The 22,362-nt window shown below is 70.9% G+C and carries 19 protein-coding genes; 5 read left to right on the forward strand and 14 right to left on the reverse strand.

Features of this window, described 5'->3' with window-relative positions; all coding sequences use genetic code 11:
- The 6 genes from G3N18_RS12400 to G3N18_RS12425 form a co-directional block, all read right to left on the reverse strand.
- A partial coding sequence (locus G3N18_RS12400; RefSeq protein WP_196384596.1) for a Mur ligase family protein occupies positions 1-741 on the reverse strand: 741 nt, incomplete at its 3' end.
- Between the two features lie 31 nt (positions 742-772).
- Complete coding sequence (locus tag G3N18_RS12405) at positions 773-2,587, reverse strand: peptidoglycan D,D-transpeptidase FtsI family protein (protein WP_196384597.1); 1,815 nt, start codon at positions 2,585-2,587, stop codon at positions 773-775.
- Positions 2,588-2,591: 4 nt separating this feature from the next.
- Positions 2,592-3,209: a cell division protein FtsL gene (gene ftsL, locus G3N18_RS12410; protein ID WP_230404158.1), complete on the reverse strand. Its 618-nt coding sequence runs from the start codon at positions 3,207-3,209 to the stop codon at positions 2,592-2,594.
- Positions 3,206-4,201 (reverse strand): 16S rRNA (cytosine(1402)-N(4))-methyltransferase RsmH, encoded by a 996-nt coding sequence (gene rsmH / locus G3N18_RS12415; protein WP_230404159.1) that lies wholly within the window; start codon positions 4,199-4,201, stop codon positions 3,206-3,208. The genes ftsL and rsmH overlap by 4 nt, the downstream gene beginning before the upstream one ends.
- 61 nt (positions 4,202-4,262) lie before the next feature.
- A complete protein-coding gene (gene mraZ / locus G3N18_RS12420) occupies positions 4,263-4,694 on the reverse strand; it encodes a division/cell wall cluster transcriptional repressor MraZ (RefSeq protein ID WP_196384598.1) in 432 nt (143 codons plus the stop codon).
- Positions 4,695-4,864: 170 nt separating this feature from the next.
- The gene (locus G3N18_RS12425; protein WP_196384599.1) at positions 4,865-5,257 is read right to left on the reverse strand and encodes a DUF3040 domain-containing protein; all 393 of its coding nucleotides are present in this window, start codon (positions 5,255-5,257) and stop codon (positions 4,865-4,867) included.
- Positions 5,258-5,335: 78 nt separating this feature from the next.
- Between G3N18_RS12425 and G3N18_RS12430 the strand changes: the two genes are divergently transcribed.
- On the forward strand, positions 5,336-6,433 hold the full coding sequence (locus tag G3N18_RS12430) for a polyprenyl synthetase family protein (protein ID WP_196384600.1): 1,098 nt from the start codon (positions 5,336-5,338) through the stop codon (positions 6,431-6,433).
- Positions 6,434-6,480: 47 nt separating this feature from the next.
- On the opposite strand, the gene G3N18_RS12435 is transcribed toward G3N18_RS12430, so the two are convergent.
- Complete coding sequence (locus G3N18_RS12435; RefSeq protein WP_338038562.1) at positions 6,481-6,831, reverse strand: Rv2175c family DNA-binding protein; 351 nt, start codon at positions 6,829-6,831, stop codon at positions 6,481-6,483.
- Positions 6,832-6,980: 149 nt separating this feature from the next.
- Between G3N18_RS12435 and G3N18_RS12440 the strand changes: the two genes are divergently transcribed.
- Positions 6,981-8,033 (forward strand): LysM peptidoglycan-binding domain-containing protein, encoded by a 1,053-nt coding sequence (locus G3N18_RS12440; RefSeq protein ID WP_230404160.1) that lies wholly within the window; start codon positions 6,981-6,983, stop codon positions 8,031-8,033.
- A gap of 90 nt (positions 8,034-8,123) precedes the next feature.
- Positions 8,124-10,067, forward strand: a complete 1,944-nt coding sequence (gene pknB / locus G3N18_RS12445; RefSeq protein ID WP_196384601.1) for a Stk1 family PASTA domain-containing Ser/Thr kinase — start codon at positions 8,124-8,126, stop codon at positions 10,065-10,067.
- A 38-nt stretch (positions 10,068-10,105) separates the two neighbouring features.
- Here the strand turns inward: pknB and G3N18_RS12450 are convergent, their stop codons facing one another.
- The 3 genes from G3N18_RS12450 to G3N18_RS12460 are packed head-to-tail and all read right to left on the reverse strand — an operon-like array spanning position 10,106 to position 13,146.
- Positions 10,106-11,443 carry a class II 3-deoxy-7-phosphoheptulonate synthase gene (locus G3N18_RS12450; protein ID WP_196384602.1) on the reverse strand — a complete coding sequence of 446 codons (1,338 nt, stop codon included), beginning with the start codon at positions 11,441-11,443 and terminating at the stop codon, positions 10,106-10,108.
- 54 nt (positions 11,444-11,497) lie between these two features.
- Entirely contained in the window at positions 11,498-12,196 is a 699-nt protein-coding gene (locus G3N18_RS12455; protein ID WP_196384603.1) for a lysophospholipid acyltransferase family protein, read from the reverse strand.
- Entirely contained in the window at positions 12,196-13,146 is a 951-nt protein-coding gene (locus G3N18_RS12460; protein WP_196384604.1) for an ROK family glucokinase, read from the reverse strand. Before G3N18_RS12460 ends, G3N18_RS12455 begins: the two co-directional genes overlap by 1 nt.
- A gap of 212 nt (positions 13,147-13,358) precedes the next feature.
- Here G3N18_RS12460 and G3N18_RS12465 point away from each other — a divergent pair, with 212 nt between their 5' ends.
- Positions 13,359-15,194, forward strand: a complete 1,836-nt coding sequence (locus tag G3N18_RS12465; protein ID WP_196384605.1) for an AMP-dependent synthetase/ligase — start codon at positions 13,359-13,361, stop codon at positions 15,192-15,194.
- Positions 15,195-15,231: 37 nt separating this feature from the next.
- Here G3N18_RS12465 and def read toward each other — a convergent pair whose 3' ends face one another.
- From def to G3N18_RS12480, 3 genes are read right to left on the reverse strand one after another with little or no spacing between them, the layout of a single operon-like run.
- Entirely contained in the window at positions 15,232-15,723 is a 492-nt protein-coding gene (def, locus tag G3N18_RS12470) for a peptide deformylase (protein WP_196384606.1), read from the reverse strand.
- On the reverse strand, positions 15,723-17,138 hold the full coding sequence (locus tag G3N18_RS12475) for a MinD/ParA family ATP-binding protein (RefSeq protein WP_338038563.1): 1,416 nt from the start codon (positions 17,136-17,138) through the stop codon (positions 15,723-15,725). Before G3N18_RS12475 ends, def begins: the two co-directional genes overlap by 1 nt.
- Before the next feature lie 48 nt (positions 17,139-17,186).
- The gene (locus G3N18_RS12480; RefSeq protein ID WP_196384607.1) at positions 17,187-20,594 is read right to left on the reverse strand and encodes a pyruvate carboxylase; all 3,408 of its coding nucleotides are present in this window, start codon (positions 20,592-20,594) and stop codon (positions 17,187-17,189) included.
- A 103-nt stretch (positions 20,595-20,697) separates the two neighbouring features.
- Between G3N18_RS12480 and G3N18_RS12485 the strand changes: the two genes are divergently transcribed.
- The gene (locus tag G3N18_RS12485) at positions 20,698-21,504 is read left to right on the forward strand and encodes a ParA family protein (protein WP_196384608.1); all 807 of its coding nucleotides are present in this window, start codon (positions 20,698-20,700) and stop codon (positions 21,502-21,504) included.
- Positions 21,505-21,601: 97 nt separating this feature from the next.
- Here the strand turns inward: G3N18_RS12485 and G3N18_RS12490 are convergent, their stop codons facing one another.
- Entirely contained in the window at positions 21,602-22,147 is a 546-nt protein-coding gene (locus G3N18_RS12490; RefSeq protein ID WP_196384609.1) for a MerR family transcriptional regulator, read from the reverse strand.
- Positions 22,148-22,362 lie beyond the last annotated feature (215 nt).

The raw sequence follows: 22,362 nt of genomic DNA on the forward strand, positions 1-22,362 counted from the left end.
GGCGGCGCCGCGCTCGGCGGCGGCCTGCGCCATCGCGACCACGCGCGGGTCGTCGGCGTTCAGCACCGCGACGCCGCCCGGGCGGATCGCCTCGACGAGCTCGGTCTTCGCCTTCTGCGTCGCCTCGACGCCGCCGAACCCACCGGCGTGCGCGAGGCCCACCATCAGCACGACGCCGACGTCGGGCGTGACGAGCCCGGCGAGCCGCGCGATCTCACCGGGGGCGGATGCCCCGAACTCGCTCACGAGGTAACGGGTGCCCTCGTCGACGCGGAGCATCGTCAGCGGAGCGCCGACCTCGTTGTTGTACGAGCCGCGCGGGGCGATCGTCTCGCCCTCGCTCTGCAGGATGCGGGCAAGGAGGTTCTTGGTGGTGGTCTTGCCGTTCGAGCCGGTGATCCCGACGATGCGGAGCGCTCCCCCGTCGCGCACGCGCGCCACGACCGTGCGGGCGAGGTCGGCGAGCGCCTCGACGGCGTCGGTCACGACGATCTGACTCACCGGCACCTCGACGGTGTGTTCGACGATCGCGAGCGCGGCACCGGCATCCGCCGCAGCGGCGACGAACAGGTGCCCGTCGGTGGCCTCGCCGGGCTTCGCGACGAAGATGTCGCCATCGCCGATAGCGCGCGAGTCGGTGTCGACGGCGCCCGCGACGACCGTCTCGGGCGTGTCGGCGCCCGCGAGCTGGAGGGTGCCGCCGACGGCGTCGGCGATCTCTGCGAGGGTCATCCGGATCATGGCTGGGGGTTCCTCACGCGCACGGAGCGCGTCAATACATCACGGGCAGCAGGGGCGTTGCCGAGTTCGACGGCATGACGCGGTAGTGGGTGAGCACCTGCGTCATCGCCTTCTTGAAGACGGAGCGGTTCGCGGACGACATCGTGTTGGTCTTGGGCTCGTCGAACAGCGTCAGAACAACGTACTGCGGATCGTCGGCGGGAGCGAACCCGGCGAGCGAGGTCATGTACAGGCCGTCCTTGTAGCCGCCGTTGCCGTCGGGGATCTGCGCCGTGCCCGTTTTCACCGCGAGGCGGTAGCCGGGGATGTTGACGTCGGCGGCGAGCGTGCCCTGCGCGTAGACGTTCTCGAGCATCTGCGAGACCTGGGCGGCGGTGTCGGGTTTGATGACCTGCACGGGGTCGGGCTCGTCGGGGGTCGTCACCGTGCCGTCGGCCTGCGTGCACGATTCGACGAGGCTCGCGGGCAGGCGCACGCCGCCGTTCGCGATCGTCTGGAAGACGCTGAGCACCTGCGTCGGCGTCACCGTGAACGCCTGGCCGAACGTCGTCGTGTAGTAGGTCTGGTTGTCCCAGTCCTTGGCATCCGACGAGAACCCGGCCGTCGGCGAACCCGACCAGTTCAGCGCGTCGCCGCCGCCGACGCCGAAACGCTCCAGATAGTCCTGCCGCACGTCGGCGGGCACGAGCGTGCCGAACTGACTCATCGCGACGTTCGACGACTCGACGAGACCCCCGGTGAGGGTGAGGTTCTCGGTGGCGTGGCTCTCGGAATCGTTGATCACCGCGCCGTTGGGGAACTCGATCTGGTCGGGCACCTCGACGGTCGAGGTGGGCGTGAGCCCGGCCTGCTCGATCGCGGTCGCGGCGGTGACGGGCTTGAACGTCGACCCGGGCTCGTACGCGACGCGGAGCAGGCGCGACCCACGGTCGTCGGGCGACGACGCTCCGGGGTCGTTGGGGTCGACGGTGGGAGTCTCGGCGATCGCGCGGATCTTCCCGGTCTTGACCTCCATCACCATGATCCCGCCCCAGTTGGCCTGGTAGCGGGCGGTCTCTTCGGCGATCAGCTGCTGCAGGTACCACTGCAGGTCGGTGTCGATCGTGAGCTTCAGCGTGCCGCCGTTGACGGCGGGCTTCTCGACCTCGGTGCCGGGGATGATGACCCCGTCGGCACCGCTCTGGTAGGTGCGCTCACCCTCCGTCGGCTCGAGGCACTGGTTCTGCAGATCTTCGATGCCCTCCAGCGGCGTACCGTCGGAACCGACGAACCCGAGGATGTTGCCGGCGACAGCACCGTCGGGGTACGTGCGCGACGGATGCTCGGGGAACGACAGGAACGGCAGCTTCAGGTCGGCGAGGGCTCGGTACTCCTCGGTCGACACGTACCGCTTCACATAGGCGAACTGCGATTTCGCGTTCTCGGCGACCGCGTCGTCGACGATCTTCTGCACTTCGGCGGCGGACTGGCCGGTGACCGCGGCGATGCGGGCCGCGAGCTCGGGCCAGGCCACCTTCTCGGGGTCGCCGTTCGCGTCGTCGATGACGTTGCCGTCGGCGTCGGTCTTGTCGATCCCCTGCGTGGCGAGCATCGGGTCGATCTGCACGTCGTAGAGCAGGGTGCTCGTCGCGAGCACGGTGCCGTTGGTGTCGACGATCTCGCCGCGGGCGCCGTAGAGCGTCTGCTTCGCACCGGTGGCGAGCGCCTGCGACTCGTCGATGTGGTCGTTGGCGTTGACGACCTGGATGTCGACGAGGCGCACGACGAAGGCGGCGAGGATCACCAGCACGAGGGCGAGCGCGACGACGGTGCGACGGCGGGGGCTGCGGGTGGCGCGGGTCGTCATGATCTCAGTGTGTGGCGGGGGTCGGCAGACCGTCGGTGATGGCGGGGGGTGTCGACGTATCGGCCGCGGCGGCGATCGCCTCGTCGGCGGCGCTCTTTCCGCCACCGAGGCTGGCCGACGGGTCGGCGGCGAGCGGCACGCCGGCGATGAGGGCGTTCGGGACGGCGGCCTGGTTCAGCGCGTTGATCGCACTCGTTCCGCCGGTTCCCGCCGCGGTGCCGATGATGGCGGCGTCGCTCAGGCGCAGATAGGTCGGCGCCTGCCCGGTGACCATGCCGAGAGCCGAGGCGTTCGCCGCGAGGTACTGCGGCGAGCTGAGACCGGCGATCGAGTCGGTGAGCATCTGCTTCTGATAGTCGAGCGTGCGCTGCTGCGAGGTGAGATCGGCCAGCTGATACGACGACTGGGTCGTGAGGATCGACAGCCCCATCTGGGCGGCGCCGATGAGCACGGCGCCCGCGACGGCGATGACGCCGTACAGCGCCCGCGGCCGTCGTGCGCGCGCGTGGGGCTGGGGCCGCTCGAGCGCCTGCAGGCGCCGTTCACGATCGGAGCGCGGCGCCGGAGAACCGGAGAGCTCGGGGAGGTCGGACAGCAGATCGAACTCTGCGGGCGCGCTCATGCCGCCTCCCTCACTCGTTCGGCGGCACGCAGCCGCACGGGGGTGGCACGCGGATTCCGCTCCTTCTCCTCATCGGAGGCCAGCTCGGCGCCCTTCACCAGCAGGCGGAAACGGGGGGCGTGTTCGGGCAGCTCGACCGGCAGCCCCGCAGGGGCGCTGGATGCCGAGGCATCCGCGAACACCCTCTTGACGAGACGGTCTTCGAGCGACTGGTAGCTCATCACCACGATGCGCCCGCCCACCCGCAGCAGCCCCATCGAGGCGGGGATGGCGCGGTCGAGCACCGCCAGTTCGGCGTTGACCTCGATGCGCAGCGCCTGGAACACGCGCTTCGCGGGGTGACCGCGCCCGTCGCGCTGCACGGCGGCCGGGGTCGCGGCGAGGAGGATGTCGACCAGCCGGCCGGTGCGGTCGATCGGGGCATCGGCCCGCGCCGCGATGATCGCGCGAGCGTAGCGGCCGGCGAGCTTCTCTTCGCCGTAGCGCTCGAAGACGCGGCGCAGGTCTCCCTCGCCGTAGGTCGCGACGATGTCGGCGGCGGTCGTGCCCGCCGTCTGGTCCATGCGCATGTCGAGCGGTGCGTCCTGCGAGTACGCGAACCCGCGCGCGGCCTCGTCGAGCTGCAACGACGAGACGCCGAGGTCGAACAGCACGCCGTCGATCTGCGAGACGCCGGTGGATGCCACGGCCTGCGCGATCCCGTCGTAGACGGTGTGGACGAGCGTGACCCGGTCGCCGAAGCGGGCGAGCCGCTCCCCCGCGATGCGCAAAGCGTCGGTGTCGCGGTCGAGGCCGATGAGGCGGATGTCGGGGAACCGCTCGAGGAGCGCCTCGGAGTGGCCGCCCATGCCCTCGGTCGCGTCGACCAGCACGGCGCCCGGGCGGGTGAGCGCGGGGGCCAGCAGCTCGACGCAACGCTCGAGCAGGACGGGGGTGTGGATGTCGGAGTGGCTCATGATGTGCGGGGCGAGGCCCGGAGCCGTGATCCCCATCCGCCTGACCTGGCACCGGGGAAGTGTGCCAGGGCGTGCGGCTGGGAGTCGCGGCCACGGGTCAGAAGAGGCCCGGGATCACCTCCTGCTCCATGTCGGAGTAGCTGTCTTCGTTGCTGTCGGCGTAGGTGTTCCACGCCTCGGCATCCCAGATCTCGGCGTGCGCGCCGACACCGGTGACCACGAGCTCGCGGCCCAGGTTCGCGTAGGCGCGCAGATGCGGCGGGAGGGTGATGCGGCTCTGGCTGTCGGGCTTCTCGTCGCTCGCACCGGAGAGGAACATGCGCTGGAAGTCGCGCGACTGCTTATTGGTCAGCGGCGCCTCGCGGATCTTCTCGTAGACGCGCTCGAACTCCTTCGTGCTGAACACGTAGAGGCAGCGTTCCTGACCGCGCGTGACGACCACGCCGTCACCGAGGTCGGTGCGGAACTTGGCCGGAAGAATCACGCGCCCCTTGTCGTCGAGCTTGGGGGTGTAGGTGCCCAGCAGCATCCACGACCACCCCCCTTCGCTCCGGCCCGCCTCAGGTTCGCACCACTTTACTCCACTTCCCTCCACTTCACTATGCGTTCCCGCACGATTCCTCCCCGGAACGCAAAAAAGCACCGACCCGGAGGTCGGTGCTTCTCTGAGCGCTCTACGGCGCGGTCAGGCGGGCGGCGTCAGCGTTCTCCCTGACGACGGTCCCAACGGTCGTTCATGCGGTCCATGAACGACGACGACGACCCGGTCGGCTTCTTGGCGCCGGTGGAGGGCGCGTGCTCGGCGGGCGTGCCGTCGAGTGACTCGGAGCCGCTGCGGCGCGACGGGGTGGCGGCGAGCACGACACCGACGACCATCGCGATGAACGCGATCACGCCGACGACGATCAGGCCGCTCGAGACGCCGACGATCAGCCCGCCGAGGCCCACGAGCACCAGCACCGTGCCGTAGACGATGTTGCGGTAGCTGAGTGTCTGCCCGTCACGAGGCGCGCTGACGACGTCGGCGTCCTTGTTCAGGAGATGGCGTTCCATCTCGTCGAGCAGGCGCTGCTCTTGTTCTGAGAGCGGCATGCGTCCCCCCTGACGGGTGTAGCGGGCGGGTCCCGTACCCACGATTCTACGCGTGCACCCGAGAACTAGGCTAGGCCTGTGAGCGCTTCTGACGACCCGATCGAGGCAGTTTCCCAGCGACTGGTGAGCTTCGTGACAGACCAGAGCACCACCTGGCAGCACGACGGGCCCGAAGCGGCCGGATTCGTGCGCGCCGGGGCCGACGCGCTGACCGGCGGAAAGCGCCTGCGCGCCCGCTTCTGCCTGGCCGGGTGGCAGGCCGTCACCGAGACCCGCTCCCCCGCCGAGGCAGCGTCCACCCCCGGCGACGACGTCATCGCTGCCGCGGCCGCGCTCGAGATCTTCCACGCCGCCGCGCTCGTGCACGACGACCTGATCGACAACTCCGACACGAGGCGGGGGCGGCCCGCCGCCCACCGCGCGCTCGAGGCGGCGCACCGCGCCGCCGGCTGGGCGGGAGACGCCGAGGCGTTCGGCCGCTCGGGCGCGATCCTGCTCGGCGATCTGCTCGTCGCGTGGAGCGACGATCTGCTCGAAGCGGGGTTGCGCACCGCCGCGCACGCCGCAGCCGCGCGCGAGGTCTATGCGCTGATGCGCCGCGAAGTCACGGTCGGGCAGTTCCTCGACATCGCCGAAGAGGCGGCGTTCGTGACCGCCCCCACCGACGAGCACGCGGCGCGCGCCCTCCGGGTCGCGTCACTGAAGTCGGCGCGGTACTCGGTGCAGCACCCCCTGCTGCTCGGCGCACGCTTGGCGGGGGCGGATGCCACGCAGGCGAGCGCCCTGTCGGCGTTCGGACACCCGCTCGGGCTCGCGTTCCAGCTGCGCGACGACGTGCTCGGCGTGTTCGGCGACAGCGCCGTCACCGGCAAGCCCTCGGGCGACGACCTGCGCGAAGGCAAGCGCACCGTGCTCGTCGCCTATGCCCGCGAGGCGCAGAACGACTCCGAACGGGGCGCCTTCGACGCGCTTCTGGGCGACCCGACTCTCGACGAGGAGCAGATCGCCGGACTGCAGCAGATCATCCGCGACACCGGCGCGCTCGACCGTGTCGAAGAGCTCATCACGCGCACCGTCACCGATGCCGACGCCGCTCTGCGCGACGCACCGCTCGGCGTTGAGGCCACGCGCTGGCTGCGCGAACTCGCGCACGACGCCACAACCCGCACCGCCTGAGCGGCGACGGGACTCGGACGGGACCGGTCAGACCCGGAGCAGTCCGTTCAGGCGAGGGTCTGCGCCACGCGGCGCACCTCGGCCTTCCGGCCGCGGCGGAGCGCCTCGATGGGCGCCGCTCCGATCGATTCCTCGTCGGCGAGCAGCCAGTCGATCACCTCGTCGTCGCTGAACCCGGCATCCTGCAGCACGATGATCGTGCCGCGCAGCGAGCCGAGCGGCGCCCCGTCGACGACGAACACCTCGGGCACCGCGAAGACGCCGGTGCGCTTCGAGCCGATGAGGTGACGGTCATCGAGCAGTCGACGCACCCGCCCGAGCGGCTCGCCGAGCACCTCGACGAGGTCGGGCATGGTGAGCCAGGCGGTCTCGACGGCGGGGACGGATTCTTCGGTCACCCCTCCACTATCGCACCCTCGCGGGGCGCCGCGCGCGGCGGCGGGAATGCACACACATCACACACGTCACTCCCGCCCCGTTGATCACCTCCGTTGACACCCGACACGTTCCGTGACACCGTGGCCGGGTCGAAAGAAGGGGGAAATTCTTGCGACCGACACCTGCACGCATCCGTCTCGGCGTCACCGCCACGACCGCTCTGGTCGGCTCGGTGTCGCTGGCGCTCGCGGCGGCACCGGCCTCCGCCGCGCCCGGCACGCCCGACCCGCACCGCGCGCTGCGCCTCGCCGTCACGGTGCCGCCGCCGATCCCGACGTCCCGTGCCCTGCACACCGCGCCGAGCGAAGAAGTGGTCGCCGACGGCGACACGATCAGCGCGATCGCCGCACGCTGGGGCCTCGCCACCGCCGATGTGCTCGCCTGGAACGGGCTCGACTGGTCGAGCATCATCCACCCCGGTGACCGCATCGCCCTGACGCCGCCCGCTAGTGAGGCATCCACGGCCGTGCCCGACGCTGCGCCGGCCACGGCGGAGGTGCCGGCGGCATCCGCGTCGTCGCGGGTGGTGACCGCCGGCGACACCCTCTGGTCGATCGCAGACGAGAACGGCATCGGGCTCAGCGCCCTGCTCGCGGCGAACGGCCTCGAACGCGGCTCGATCATCTACCCCGGGCAGACTCTGGCGATCCCCGGCGCGGCGCCCGTGGCATCCCTCGAGCTTGCGGCATCCACGGCGCCCGCCACCGTTGCCGCGGCTGCACCTGCCGCTGCACCGGCACCGGCCCCGCCCGTCGTGCTCGACGCCGAGCAGGCCCAGAACGCCCGCATCATCGTCGAGGTGGGCCGCAGCCGCGGCGTCTCCGATCGCGGCATCGCCATCGCCCTCGCGACGGCGATGGTCGAGTCGTGGCTGCGGAACCTCGATGGGGGCGACCGCGACTCGCTGGGCCTCTTCCAGCAGCGCCCCAGTACCGGATGGGGGACGGATGCCGAGGTGCGCGATCCCTACCGGGCTTCGGCGGCGTTCTTCGGCGGCCCGAGCGACCCCAACGGCACCGAGACCCGAGGCCTGCTCGACGTGCCCGGATGGGAGTCGATGGACTTCGGCGCCGCCGCGCAGGCCGTGCAGATCTCGGCGCACCCCGACCGCTACGGTCCGTGGGAAGAGCAGGCGTACGGCTGGCTCGCCGCCCTCGGCTGACCGCATGCCGGGTCGCGGGGCGAGCGTCGAGGTGCAGTCGGGGGTGAGCCGCTCCGCGGGCCCTCAGCATCCACTCCCTAGAATCACAGAGTGAGCACGAGCCAGCAGACGGACCCGCTGATCGGCCGTCTGGTCGACGGCCGGTACCGCGTTCGTGCGCGCATCGCCCGGGGCGGCATGGCCACCGTCTACGTCGCGACCGACCTGCGACTCGAGCGCCGCGTCGCGCTCAAGGTCATGCACAGCCACCTCTCCGACGACACGGTGTTCCAGGGCCGGTTCATCCAAGAGGCGCGCGCGGCGGCGCGCCTGGCCGATCCGCACGTCGTGAACGTGTTCGACCAGGGCCAAGACGGCGAGATGGCCTACCTCGTCATGGAGTACCTGCCCGGCATCACACTGCGCGACCTGCTGCGCGAGCAGCGCCGACTGTCGATCCCCCAGACGATCACGATCATGGATGCCGTACTGTCGGGCCTCGCCGCCGCGCACCGCGCCGGCATCGTGCACCGCGACGTCAAGCCCGAGAACGTGTTGCTCGCCGAAGACGGCCGCATCAAGATCGGCGACTTCGGCCTCGCTCGGGCCACGAGCGCCAACACCGCGACGGGACAGATGCTGCTCGGCACGATCGCCTACCTCGCTCCCGAGCTCGTCACGCGCGGCACCGCCGATGCCCGCAGCGACATCTACGCCCTCGGCATCATGCTGTACGAGATGCTCGTCGGCGAGCAGCCCTACAAGGGCGAGCAGCCGATGCAGATCGCCTATCAGCACGCCACCGACTCGGTGCCGCGGCCCTCGGCGAAGAACCCGGGCGTGCCCGAGCAGCTCGACGAGCTGGTCATGTGGGCCACCGAGCGAGAGCCCGACGAGCGTCCCATCGACGCGCGGGCGATGCTCGACCGGCTCCGCGAGATCGAGAAAGACCTCGGCGTCTTCCCGCACGTCGTGCGCACCCCCGCTCCCGGCCTCGTCGCCGTCGACGAGGGCGTCGACTCGGGCGAAGTCACCAAGATCATGCCGGGCACGTTCACCGCGCCCACCGTCACCGACGCCGTCGACAACGCGACCCTGCTGCGCCGCCGCTCGCGTCGCAACACCGGCAAGGGCTGGTGGCTCGTCGTGCTCGTGCTGCTGCTCGCCGGGCTCGCCGGCGGCACCGGATGGTGGTTCGGATCGGGGCCGGGATCGCTCGTGGCGGTGCCCGACGTCACCGGGAGCTCGCTCGACGAGGCGACGACGGCCCTCGCCGCGCAGTCGCTCGTCGCCGTTCCCGGCGAGGACTACAGCCGCGACGTCGCGGCAGGTCTCGCGATCCGCACTGAGCCGGGCACGGGCGAACGCGTCGAGAAAGACAGTCAGGTGACGGTCGTGATCTCGCTCGGCCCCGCCTCGCACGACATCGGCGCGCTGTCGGGCATGAGCCTCGACGAGGCGACCCGCACGCTCGAACAGCTCTACATCACGTCATCCGGCGACCCGTCGCAAGTGTTCACCGATACCCCCGCCGGCAGCGTCGTGGCGGCGAGCATCACCCCGCCCCGCGGCGGCGACGCCGTCGACTGCACGAAGGGCTGCGCGGCTTTCGAGGGCTCGACCGTGTCGTTCGAGGTCTCGGCGGGCGCGATCCCCGACGTCTCGGGGCGGAGCGTGGGCGATGCGACCTCGGCCCTCGCCGCGGTGAAGCTCTCGGTCACGACCGACGAGGAATACAACGACGACGTCGCCGAGGGCAAAGTCATCCGTGTCACCGAGAGCGAGAGCCCGGTGCGCCCGGGAGACACCGTGACCCTGGTGGTCTCGAAGGGACCCGAACCGATCGCGATCCCCTCCGACGTGGTCGGGTCCACCATCCGCGACGCGGTAGACACCCTCGAAGCCCTCGGATTTAAGGTGAACGCCGGAATCGAGGACGGCGACCTCCCCCTCGGGTTCAAGTACTGGGACGTCTACAAGGTGCGGGCGACCAACCCGAAGGCGGGAACGTCCGCTCCGAAGGGCAGCACGATCACGCTGACGCCCGGTCTCTGACCGGCCGACCCCGCGCGGCGGCGCCGAAGCGAGCCGGGTCAGCGCTTCTCGAGCTCCTCGGCCACGAGGAAGGCGAGCTCGAGCGACTGCATGTGGTTCAGGCGCGGGTCGCACAGGCTCTCGTAGCGCGTCGCGAGGGTCGCCTCGTCGATGTGCTCCGACCCGCCCAGGCACTCGGTGACGTCGTCGCCGGTGAGCTCGACGTGGATGCCGCCGGGGTGGGTTCCCACGGCGCGGTGCGCTTCGAAGAAGCCGCGCACCTCGTCGACGACGTCGTCGAAACGGCGCGTCTTGTAACCGGTGGGCGTCGTGATGCCGTTGCCGTGCATGGGATCGGTGACCCAGAGGGGTGTGGCCCCGGCATCCTTCACCGCTTCGAGCAGCGGCGGCAGCGCGTCGCGGATCTTGCCCGCGCCCATGCGGGTGATGAAGGTGAGGCGGCCGGGCTCGCGCTCGGGATCGAGCTTGTCGATGAGCTCGAGCGCCGTCTCAGGAGAGGTCGACGGTCCGAGCTTGACCCCGATGGGGTTCCGGATCTTCGAGAAGTAGTCGACGTGCGCGCCGTCGAGCTCGCGCGTGCGCTCCCCGATCCACAAGAAGTGCGCCGACGTGTTGTACGGCGTCTGCGTGCGCGAGTCGATCCGGGTCATGGGCCGCTCGTAGTCCATCAGCAGGCCCTCGTGGCCGGTGTAGAACTCGACGCGCTTCAGCTCGTCGAAGTCGGCGCCGGCCGCCTCCATGAACTTGATGGCGCGGTCGATCTCGGTGGCGAGGCGCTCGTACTGCTGGTTGGCGGGGTTCTGCGCGAAGCCCTTGTTCCACGAGTGCACTTCGCGGAGGTCCGCGAACCCGCCCTGCGTGAACGCGCGGATGAGGTTGATGGTGGATGCCGCGGTGTGGTACCCCTTCAGCAGCCGGGCCGGGTCGGGCTGACGCGACCCCTCGGTGAAGTCGTAGCCGTTGACGATGTCGCCGCGGTAGGCCGGCAGCGTCACGTCGCCGCGGGTCTCGGTGTCGGCCGAGCGGGGCTTGGCGAACTGGCCCGCCATGCGCCCCATCTTCACGACCGGCATCGACGCGCCGTAGGTCAGCACGACCGCCATCTGCAGCACAGTCTTGATGCGGTTGCGGATCTGCTCGGCCGTCGCCCCCGCGAAGGTCTCGGCGCAGTCGCCGCCCTGCAGCAGGAACGCCTCGCCGGCGGCGGCCTTCGCGAGGCGGTCACGCAGGTTGTCGACCTCGCCGGCGAAGACGAGGGGCGGCAGCGTCGCGATCTCGGCGGAGACGGCGGCGACCGCGTCGATGTCGGTCCAGCTCGGCTGCTGCTTGATGGGGAGCGTGCGCCAGTGATCGAGGTCGGCGTGCAGGGAGGGCATCCGCCAAGTCTAGTGGCGACGAAAGAGGGGCCGATGCCGCGTGACGACGCGCTCTCAGGCGGTTCCGGCGGCGACCGCGGCGGCCCGGTCTTTGACCGTCGAGGCGTAGACGTCGTCGTACTGCTGCTCGCCGAGCCGCTGCAGGGCGACCATGATCTCGTCGGTCACCGAGCGCAGCACGTAGCGGTCGGACTCCATGCCGTGGAAGCGCGAGAAGTCGAGCGGTTCGCCGATGACCATGCCGACGCGGCCGATGCGCGGGATCGTCTTGCCGATGGGCATGATCTCGCCGGTGTCGACCATGACGACGGGGATGACGGGAACCCGCGCCTCGAGCGCCATGCGGGCAAGGCCCGTGCGGCCGCGGTAGAGCTTGCCGTCGGGGCTGCGGGTGCCCTCGGGGTAGATGCCGAGGAGGTCGCCGCGACCGAGCACCTGCAGGCCGGTGTTCAGCGAGTCTTCCGACGCTTTGCCGCCGGTGCGGTCGATCGGGATTTGGCCCGTCGCCTTCATGAACATGCGGGTGGCCCAGCCTTTGAGGCCCTTGCCGGTGAAGTAGTCGCTCTTGGCGAGAAAGCTCATCGGCCGGTCGATCATGAGCGGCAAGAAGATGGAGTCGCTGACCGAGAGGTGGTTCGACGCGAGGATCGCGGCACCGGATGCCGGGACGTTCGAGCGTCCGACGATCCAGGGACGGAAGATCGCCTTCACGATCGGGCCGATCACGACGTACTTCATGAACCAGTAGAACATCAGGCGCGACCTTTCCCCGAGCGGAGCACCGCCAGATCGGCGACGCCGACGAGCCCCGCGTCGTTGCCGAGGCTCGCGGTGACGAACCGGGCCGCCGGCCGCTCGCCGAAACCGGGAAGAGACGTGTCGTAGGCCAGGCGCGTGGGTTCGAGGAGCGCATCGCCGAGCTCGGCGACTCCCCCGCCGATGACGAACAGGTCGGGGTCGAGCACCGCCTGGAACGCGCCGCACGCCTCGCCGAGAGCGGTCGCGACGCGGCGCACGGCCTCGAGCGCCCCTTCGTCGCCCTCGTCGAGCAGCAGCGCGAGGTCGGCGCCGGGCACGATCCCCGCGTCGTTCCGGTGGGCGGCCACGCGCTTACCGATGCCGCCGTCGCCCGCGATGTCGGAGAGTTCGCGCTGCAGGGCGCGCCCCGAGGCGTACTGCTCGAGGCATCCGCTCTGCCCGCATCCGCACGGTCGGCCGCCGCGCACGAACCGCACGTGGCCGAGCTCGGCGGCGCTGCCGTTCGCGCCGATGAGCAGGTGGCCGTCCGTGATGACGGCGCCGCCGACGCCCGTACCGAGGGTGACCATGACCATGTCGGTCGAACCGCGGCCCGCACCGAACCGGTACTCGCCCCAGCCCGCGGCGTTCGCGTCGTTCTCGAGGGTCACCGGGCGGCCGATGAGCGCCTCGAACTGCGCGCGCAGCGGGGCGTTGCGCCAGTCGATGTTGGGCGCGTGCAGCATGATCGAACGGGTGCGGTCGATGTAGCCCGCGGCGGCCACGCCGACGGCGTGCACGTCGTGGCGCGAGGCCAGCTCCGCCACCATGTCGGCGACGGCCCGCGCGAGCGCATCGGTGTCGGGCGGGGTGGCCACGCGCAGGTGATCGAGAATCCTGCCGTCGGTGTCGACGACGCCGCCCGCGATCTTGGTTCCACCGATGTCGATGCCGACGCCCAGCACGGCGCTCCTCTCTCACCGCCCCGGTCCCGCGCACTCCTCGTGCGGGATGGCACGGCATCGGAGAGTCTAGTGTGGATGCCACAGTCCGCTGGGGCCTCCACGTCCGAGCCTGGTGTCGGGCGAGCCCTCCGCGAGACTCAGTGTCATGACACGTTAGACTCGATTCCACTCGTCACCTCGACGACACCCGGTACCGAAGGAGTTGCCGCCCCATGAGCGCCGCCGTCCAGTTCGAAGTCCCCGCCATCGTGCCCGCCGACCCGAACGCGAACATCGCCGACCTGCTCGTCGAGCGGGTGCGCGCGACCCCGTCGCTCGCCCTGTTCGCGGTGCCCGATGGCGCCGGGTGGCGCGACATCACCGCGGCGGAGTTCCAGCGCCAGGTCATCGAACTCGCCAAGGGGTTCGTCGCGGCGGGCATCGAGCCCGGCGACAAGGTCGCCTTCATCGCACGCACCACCTACGAGTGGTCGCTCGTCGACTTCGCCCTCTTCTTCGCGGGCGCCGTCATGGTGCCCGTCTACGAGACGAGCTCGGCCGCGCAGATCAGCTGGATCGTCTCCGACTCGGGCGCGATCGCCGTGCTCTCCGAATCCGAGGAGCACGCCGAGCGCGTCGCCGAGGTGCGCGACGAGCTCCCCCTCGTGCGCGAGACCTGGACCATGGCATCCGGCGCCCTCGACACGCTCCGCGCCGGCGGCGTCTCGATCGACGACGCCGAGATCGAGCGGCGGCGGAACCTCGCTGTGGGCTCGGACATCGCCACCCTCATCTACACGTCGGGATCGACCGGCCGTCCCAAGGGCTGCGTGCTCACGCACAGCAACTTCGTCGAGCTGGCCCGGAACTCCGCCACGTCGCTGCGCGAGGTCGTCGAGACCCCGGGCGCCTCGACGCTGCTGTTCATCACGACGGCGCACGTGTTCGCGCGCTTCATCTCGATCCTCGACGTGCACGCGGGCGTCAAGACCGGCCACCAGCCCGACACGAAGCAGCTGCTGCCCGCTCTCGGCTCGTTCCAGCCGACGTTCCTGCTGGCCGTGCCGCGCGTGTTCGAGAAGGTCTACAACTCGGCCGAGCAGAAGGCCGAGGCGGGCGGCAAGGGCAAGATCTTCCGCGCCGCCGCAGCGACCGCCGTCGAGCACTCCGCCCTGCTGCAGGACGGCAAGAAGGTGCCGCTTCTGACCAAGATCAAGTTCGCGCTGTTCGACAAGCTCGTCTACAGCAAGCTGCGCGAGGCGATGGGCGGGCGCGTGACCTACGCCGTGTCGGGCTCGGCGCCCCTCGGCCCGCGACTCGGCCACTTCTTCCACAGCCTCGGGGTCACGATCCTCGAGGGCTACGGCCTCACCGAGACCACCGCGCCCGCGACGGTCAACACTCCCGCGAAGGCCAAGATCGGCACCGTCGGCCCCGTGCTGCCGGGTGTCGGCGTGCGCCTGGCCGAAGACGGTGAGATCGAGGTGCGCGGCATCAACGTCTTCAAGGAGTACTGGCGGAACCCCGAGGCGACCGCCGCCGCGTTCGACGGCGACTGGTTCAAGACGGGCGACCTCGGCTCGTTCGACGGCGAGGGCTTCCTCTCGATCACCGGCCGCAAGAAAGAGATCATCGTCACCGCCGGTGGCAAGAACGTCGCCCCGGCCGTGCTCGAAGACCCGATCCGCGCGAACCCGATCGTCGGTCAGGTCGTCGTGGTCGGCGACCAGAAGCCCTTCATCGCGGCCCTCGTGACCCTCGACCCCGAGATGCTGCCGACGTGGCTCGCGAACAACGGCCTGCCCACCGACATGTCGCTCGCCGACGCGGCGAAGAACCCGAAGGTGCGCGACGAGGTGCAGCTGGCGGTCGACCGCGCGAACAAGAGCGTGTCGCGCGCCGAGTCGATCCGCAAGTTCACGATCCTGCCGATCGAGTGGACCGAAGATAGCGGCCACCTGACGCCGAAGATGAGCATCAAACGCGGCGTCATCCTCGATGACTTCGCGGATGCCGTGGACGAGATCTACACCGTCCCGGTCACGACCACGAACGTCTCGCTCGGCTGACGCCGGGCAGAAAGCGCCTGGTTCCGCCCCGCCCGGGTCAGAACCAGGCGCTTTCGCGTACCTCGCGCATCGCGCGCTTGCGATTCTCGGGGCTGAGGCGCGACAGGTAGAGCATGCCGTCGAGGTGGTCGGTCTCGTGCTGCAGCGCCTGAGCGAGCAGCCCGTCGCCCTCGAGCACGATCTCGTCGCCGTCGAGGTCGATGCCGGTGACGCGCGCCCAGGGGTGACGCAGCGCGTCGTGCCAGAGTCCGGGCACCGAGAGGCATCCCTCCCCCACCGGCTGCGGCTCGCCGCGCACTTCGGCGAGCACCGGGTTCAGCACGTAGCCGATGTCACCATCGATGTTGTAGCTGAAGGCACGCAGACCCACGCCGATCTGGGGGGCGGCGACGCCGGCCCGACCGGGCAGCTCGACGGTGTCGACGAGGTCGGTCACGAGCGCGCGGATGCCCTCGTCGATCACCTCGATGGGGGCGCACACGGCGCGGAGCACGGGGTCGCCGAAGAGGCGGATCTCGCGGACGGCCATCAGGCGGCGACCGACGACGCGCGCAGGCCCTCGACGACGACCGCGGCGAGCTCGCGCGCGGCCTCTCGGGTCTCGGGCTGCAGATCACGGAACGAGATGGCACTGCCCGACGCGATGTGCGGGTCGTAGGGCAGGCGCACGACGGCGCGCACGCGGCTGCGGAAGTGCGCGTCGAGCTCGTCGGCGCGCACGAGCGCGGCGCCAGGGCGAGCCGTGTTGAGCACGACGATCGCCGAGCGCACCCGCTCGGCGTAGCCGTTGGATTCGAGCCAGGTGAGCGTCTCCGACGCGAGGCGCGCCTCGTCGACGCTGAGGCCGGCAACGATGACGAGCTCGTCGGCGTGCTCGAGGGTCGCCTGCATGACCGAGTGCACGATGCCGGTGCCGGTGTCGGTGAGCACCACCGAGTAGAAGTGCGCGGCCACGTCGGCGACGTCGCGGTAGTCGGTGTCGCTGAACGCTTCGGACACGTGCGGGTCGGAGTCGGAGGCGAGCACGTCGAGGCGGGTGTGGTCGCGCGCGACGATCTGCGAGATGTCGTTGAAGCCGTGGACGTCGGCGCGCGCACGCACGAGGTCGCGCACCGTCTTGCCGCTCGGGCGGCCGATGCGCTCGGCGAGCGTGCCGCGGTCGGGGTTGGCGTCGACGGCGATGATGCGGTCTTCCCGCGCATCGGCGAGCGCCATGCCGAGCAGCGTCGTGACGGTCGTCTTGCCGACGCCGCCCTTGCGCGAGAGCACGGGCACGAACTTCGCACCGCCGGTCAGCGGCGCGGCGATGCGGCTGTCGAGCTGCTTGCGTGCCCGCGCGTGCCGGCTGTCGCCGAGGTTGATGCGTCGACCCGACAGCGTGTACACGAGGTGGCGCCACGCGCCCTCGGGCTCGGGGCGCACGACGTGCGCGGGGTCGAGCAGCCGATCGGCCGTGAGCAGGTCGGAGCTCTCACGGTCGACCTCGAAGTCGCCGAGTCGCCGCGACTGCAGCGTGATCTCCGAGGTGCGCGGGCGCACCCGCTCGTGGTGGTCGAGGTCGGTCGGGGTGGCGGGCTCGGCGGGAACGGCGGCGGGCTTCGCCGCTGCGGCCGGCACGGACGCCGCGGACGCGGATGCCACGGAGGCGGATGCCACCGAGGCGGATGCCACCGGCGCGGGCTCCTCCGCCGCGAGCGGCAGCGGCTCGGGCACGTCGTGCGCCTCGCGCACGGGGGCGATCTCGACGAGGGTCACGTCTTCGCCCTGCACCACATCGTCGTCGTCGAAATCGTCGTCGTCGAACGTCGACGGCAGGGCGACCTCGACCTGCGCGGTCACCCCTTCGACGATGCCGATGCCGGTCGTCTCGGTGCCGTCGGTCGTGGCCAGCACGCCGTTGTCGACGACGTCTTCGCCCTCGTTCTCGTTACGCTCAGGCGCCACGTTCCACACTCCAGATCACTCGTGGACGCCGTGCGCCCCCGCCCCAGGCTAGTCGGCGGGTCGGATGACGAGCAAAAGATCTCCCGCCTCGACGGGGGCCGTACCGGCGATCACGATCCGTTCGACCACGCCGGCGACGGGCGCCGTGATGGCCGCCTCCATCTTCATCGCCTCGATGGATGCCACCGACTGGCCGGCCTGCACGCGGTCGCCGACGGCGGTCTTGACCGTCACCGCTCCCGAGAACGGCGCCGCGACCTGACCCGCCTTGGTCGTGTCGGCCCGCTCGGCGCGGCGCGTCTCGACCGCGATGGAGCGGTCGCGGACGAACACGGGGCGCAGCTGACCATTGAGCGTCGTCATGACGGTGCGCATGCCCGCGGCATCCGGCTCGCCGATCGCCTCGAGACCGACGTAGAGCTGCACGCCGGGGTCGATCTCGGCGACGTGCTCCTCGCCCGGCTTGAGGCCGTAGAAGTAGTCGGGCGTGCCGAGGGCCGACAGGTCGCCGTAGTCGGCGCGCAGCTGCTCGAACTCGCGCGCGGGGGCCGGGAAGAGCAGCCGGTTGAGGGTCTGCCGGCGCAGGGCCGCGTCGCCGGCGAGCCCGTCTTCTTCTTCGGGCTTGAGCGGCGGGATCTCGATCGTGACCTCACGGCCGGCGAGCACCTTCGTGCGGAAGGGCTCGGGCCATCCTCCGGGCAGGTCGCCGAGTTCGCCGGCCATGAAACCCACCACCGAGTCGGGGATGTCGTAGGCCTGCGGGTTCTCTTCGAAGTCGGCCGGGTCGGCGTTCGCCGCGACGAGCGCCAGAGCGAGGTCGCCGACGACCTTCGACGACGGCGTCACCTTGGGGATGCGCCCGAGGATGCGGTCGGCGGCCGCATACATGTCTTCGATGCGCTCGAAGTCGTCGGCCATGCCCAGCGCGATCGCCTGCTGACGCAGGTTCGAGAGCTGACCGCCGGGGATCTCGTGGTGGTAGACACGACCGGTGGGGCCCGGCAGGCCCGACTCGAACGGGCGGTACAGGTGGCGCACCGCCTCCCAGTAGGGCTCGAGGGCGCTGACCGCGTCGAGGTCGAGCCCCGTGTCGCGCTCGGTGTGCGCGAGAGCGGCGACGAGGGCCGACAGCGACGGCTGGCTCGTCGTTCCGGCCAGGGGCGCGGCAGCGGCATCCACCGCATCGGCGCCCGCGGCGCTCGCGGCGAGCAGGGTCGCGAGCTGACCGCCGGCGGTGTCGTGCGTGTGTACGTGCACCGGCAGGTCGAAGCGCTCGCGGAGCGCCGCGACGAGCCTCGCGGCGGCGGCGGGGCGCAGCAGACCCGCCATGTCTTTGATCGCGAGGATGTGCGCACCCGATGCGGCGATGCGGTCGGCCAGTCGCAGGTAGTAGTCGAGCGTGTAGAGCTTCTCGGCCGGGTCGAGCAGGTCGGACGTGTAGCAGACCGCCACCTCGGCCACCGCGGTGCCCGTCTCGAGCACCGCCGAGATCGCGGGGAGCATCTGGTCGACGTCGTTGAGTGCGTCGAAGATGCGGAAGATGTCGACGCCGGTGGCGGCGGCCTCTTTCACGAAGGCGTCGGTCACCGCGGTCGGACGCGGCGTGTAGCCGACGGTGTTGCGCCCGCGCAGCAGCATCTGGATCGGGATGTTCGGCATCGCGTCGCGCAGCGCCTCGAGCCGCTCCCACGGGTCTTCGGCGAGGAAGCGCAGCGCGACGTCGTAGGTCGCCCCGCCCCAGGCCTCGACCGAGAGCAGCTGCGGGGTCATCCGGGCCACGTGCGGTCCGACGCGCACGAGGTCGCGCGTGCGCACCCGGGTCGCGAGGAGCGACTGGTGCGCGTCGCGGAACGTCGTCTCGGTGACCGCGAGGGCGGTCTGGGCGCGCAGCGCCTGGGCGAACCCAGCGGGGCCGAGCTCGCGCAGCACGTCACGCCCGCCGCGCGGCGGCGGCGCCTGCAGATCGATCTGCGGCAGCTTGCTGCCCGGCGAGACCGACAGCGGCTTCTCGCCGTAGGGCTGGTTCACGGTCACGTCGGCGAGCCACTTCAGCAGCTTCGTGGCGCGGTCGCGCGAGGGGTTGCGGGTGAGCAGCTCGGGCCGCTCGTCGATGAACGAGGTCGACACGTCGCCCGCGACGAACGCCGCGTCGTCGAGCACGGCGCGCAGGAACGGGATGTTCGTCGAGACACCGCGGATGCGGAACTCCGCGAGGGCCCGGCGGGCGCGGGCGACCGCCGCGGGAAAGTCGCGCCCGCGGCACGTGAGCTTGGCGAGCATCGAGTCGAAGTGCGGACTGATCTGCGAGCCCGCGGCGGTCGTGCCGCCGTCGAGGCGGATGCCGGCGCCGCCGGGTGAGCGGTAGGTCGTGATGCGGCCGGTGTCGGGCCGGAAGCCCTGCGAAGGGTCTTCGGTCGTGATGCGGCACTGCAGCGCCGCGCCGCGCAGATGGATGTTCTGCTGGTGCAGCCCGAGGTCGTCGAGGGTCTCGCCCGCCGCGATCCGGATCTGCGACTGCACGAGGTCGACGTCGGTGACCTCTTCGGTGACCGTGTGCTCGACCTGGATGCGGGGGTTCATCTCGATGAAGACGACCTCGCCCGTCCGCGGTCCCGCCGTCTCGAGCAGGAACTCGACCGTGCCGGCGTTCTCGTAACCGATCGACCGCGCGAAGGCGACCGCGTGGGCGTGCAGGCTCGACGCGATGGCGGGGTCGAGGTTCGGGGCGGGCGCGATCTCGATCACCTTCTGGTGGCGCCGCTGCACCGAGCAGTCGCGCTCGAACAGGTGCACGGTCTCGCCCGTGGCATCCGCGAGGATCTGCACCTCGATGTGCCGCGGGCGCAGCACCGCCTGTTCGAGGAACACGCGCCCGTCGCCGAACGCCGCCTCCGCTTCGCGCGAGGCCTCGGCGATGGCCGGGGGCAGCTCCCCCGCCGTCTCGACGCGGCGCATGCCGCGGCCGCCGCCGCCGGCGACCGCCTTGACGAAGATCGGAAAACCGATCTCTTCGGCCTGCGCCGCGAGGGCGTCGACGTCGTCGGATGCCTCGGTCGAGCGCAGCACCGGCACGCCGGCGGCGATCGCGTGGTGCTTCGCCGTGACCTTGTTCCCCGCCATCTCGAGCGCGCGGGCGGGCGGGCCGATGAACACGATGCCGTGCTCGGCCGCGCGGGCGGCGAGGTCGGGGTTCTCGGAGAGGAAGCCGTAGCCCGGGTAGATCGCGTCGGCGCCCGAGGCGAGCGCGACGCGGATGATCTCGTCGATGTCGAGGTAGGCGCGCACCGGATGCCCCGGTTCGCCGATCTCGTACGACTCGTCGGCCTTCTGGCGGTGCAGCGACCCGCGGTCTTCCCACGGGAAGACGGCGACGGTGCGGGCACCGAGCTCGACGGCCGCACGGAAGGCGCGGATGGCGATTTCGCCACGGTTCGCGACCAAGATCTTTCGGAACATGCTCACCTCTTACGGAGAGGCCGGTGCGCGACGTCACGCGCCGGGGGAACCACATGGACGGCTGAGTGTCCTCACAGCCTAGGGGACGGTAACGTAGAGTCTCGTGCACGTACTCTCCGTCTCCTCGCTCAAGGGGGGTGTCGGCAAGACGACCGTGACGCTCGGCCTCGCCTCTGCGGCGTTTGCCCGCGGCGTGCGGACTCTCGTCGTCGACCTCGACCCGCAGTCCGACGTGTCTACGGGGCTCGACATCCAGGTCGCCGGGCGCCTGAACGTCGCCGACGTGCTCGCCAACCCCAAAGAGAAGGTCGTCCGTCAGGCGATCACCTCGAGCGGCTGGGCGAAGGTGCACGCGGGCACGATCGACGTGATGATCGGCAGCCCGTCGGCGATCAACTTCGACGGCCCGCACCCGAGCGTGCGCGACGTGTGGAAGCTCGAAGAGGCCCTCGCGACGATCGAGGCCGACTACGACCTCGTGCTGATCGACTGCGCCCCGTCGCTGAACGCCCTGACGCGCACCGCGTGGGCGGCCTCCGACCGCGTGATCGTCGTGACCGAGCCGGGACTGTTCTCGGTCGCCGCCGCCGACCGCGCGCTGCGGGCGATCGAAGAGATCCGCCGCGGGCTGTCGCCGCGTCTGCAGCCCCTCGGAATCGTCGTCAACCGCGTGCGCCCGCAGTCGATCGAGCACCAGTTCCGCATCAAAGAGCTGCGCGACATGTTCGGGCCTCTCGTGCTCTCTCCGCAGCTGCCCGAGCGCACGTCGCTGCAGCAGGCGCAGGGCGCCGCCAAGCCGCTGCACATCTGGCCGGGCGACTCGGCGCAAGAGCTCGCCGGCGACTTCGACGCCCTGCTCGACCGCGTCATGCGCACCGGGCGGATCGCCGCCGGCGAACAGCGCGCCTGATCTCCCCGGCGCCTCGGTCGAAGACCGCGCGGGGCGCGCGCCTGATCTCCCCTGACTCGTCGGTCGAAGACCGCGCGCAGGGCGTCTACGCGTGCGCTCAGGCGGTGCGGACGGCGCGACGAGCGGCGAGCTCGTCGACGGGGTCGGGCGCTTGCGGGTCGAAGTCGAGCAGCGTCGATTCGACCTCGTGCAGCACTTTGCCCACGGCGATGCCGAACACGCCCTGACCCCGGCTGACGAGGTCGATGACCTCGTCGTTCGACGTGCACAGGTACACCGACGCCCCGTCGCTCATGAGCGTCGTGCCGGCGAGGTCGCGGATGCCCGCCGCCCGCAACTGATCGACGGCGGTGCGGATCTGCTGCAGCGAGATGCCGGTGTCGAGCAGGCGCTTGACGAGCTTCAACACGAGAATGTCACGGAAGCCGTAGAGCCGCTGCGATCCCGACCCCTTCGCGCCGCGGACCGTGGGCTGCACCAGTTCGGTGCGGGCCCAGTAGTCGAGCTGACGGTAGGTGATGCCGGCCGCACGTGCGGCGACGGCGCCGCGATAGCCGACCTCGTCGTCCATCTGCGGCAGCCCGTCGGTGAACAGCAGTTCGGCCCCGAACTGTGCGTCACCGGGCACGTCTTGCTCGCTCATCTACGCCTCCAGCCGATGTGCTTCCACGGTAGATCAGAGGTGCCGCACCGGCAACGACATCCGCATGACGGGCGTCGGCGTGTCGCGCGCCGCTCACGGTGCGAGCCGGCTGAGCGCCGCGGTGACGAACGCCGCGCGCACCTCGTCGAGCCGGCGCAGGAGCTCGGGGGCGAGCTCGTTCGCGCGGGCACGCGAGGCGGCGTCGGCCCGGCGCA

Origin of the sequence: Microbacterium paulum, assembly GCF_015707995.1 — a bacterium.
Lineage (GTDB): Bacteria > Actinomycetota > Actinomycetes > Actinomycetales > Microbacteriaceae > Microbacterium > Microbacterium paulum.

Excerpts from the sequence above, each read along its gene's own strand:
- G3N18_RS12405 (WP_196384597.1), bottom strand. The coding sequence starts at position 2,587 with ATGACGACCCGCGCCACCCGCAGCCCCCGCCGTCGCACCGTCGTCGCG.
- ftsL (WP_230404158.1), bottom strand. The coding sequence starts at position 3,209 with ATGAGCGCGCCCGCAGAGTTCGATCTGCTGTCCGACCTCCCCGAGCTC.
- G3N18_RS12480 (WP_196384607.1), bottom strand. The coding sequence starts at position 20,594 with ATGTTCCGAAAGATCTTGGTCGCGAACCGTGGCGAAATCGCCATCCGC.
- G3N18_RS12455 (WP_196384603.1), bottom strand. The coding sequence starts at position 12,196 with ATGTTCTACTGGTTCATGAAGTACGTCGTGATCGGCCCGATCGTGAAG.
- G3N18_RS12450 (WP_196384602.1), bottom strand. The coding sequence starts at position 11,443 with ATGCCCTCCCTGCACGCCGACCTCGATCACTGGCGCACGCTCCCCATC.
- rsmH (WP_230404159.1), bottom strand. The coding sequence starts at position 4,201 with ATGGGGATCACGGCTCCGGGCCTCGCCCCGCACATCATGAGCCACTCC.
- def (WP_196384606.1), bottom strand. The coding sequence starts at position 15,723 with ATGGCCGTCCGCGAGATCCGCCTCTTCGGCGACCCCGTGCTCCGCGCC.
- G3N18_RS12490 (WP_196384609.1), bottom strand. The coding sequence starts at position 22,147 with ATGAGCGAGCAAGACGTGCCCGGTGACGCACAGTTCGGGGCCGAACTG.
- G3N18_RS12465 (WP_196384605.1), top strand. The coding sequence starts at position 13,359 with ATGAGCGCCGCCGTCCAGTTCGAAGTCCCCGCCATCGTGCCCGCCGAC.
- mraZ (WP_196384598.1), bottom strand. The coding sequence starts at position 4,694 with ATGCTGCTGGGCACCTACACCCCCAAGCTCGACGACAAGGGGCGCGTG.
- G3N18_RS12425 (WP_196384599.1), bottom strand. The coding sequence starts at position 5,257 with ATGCCGCTCTCAGAACAAGAGCAGCGCCTGCTCGACGAGATGGAACGC.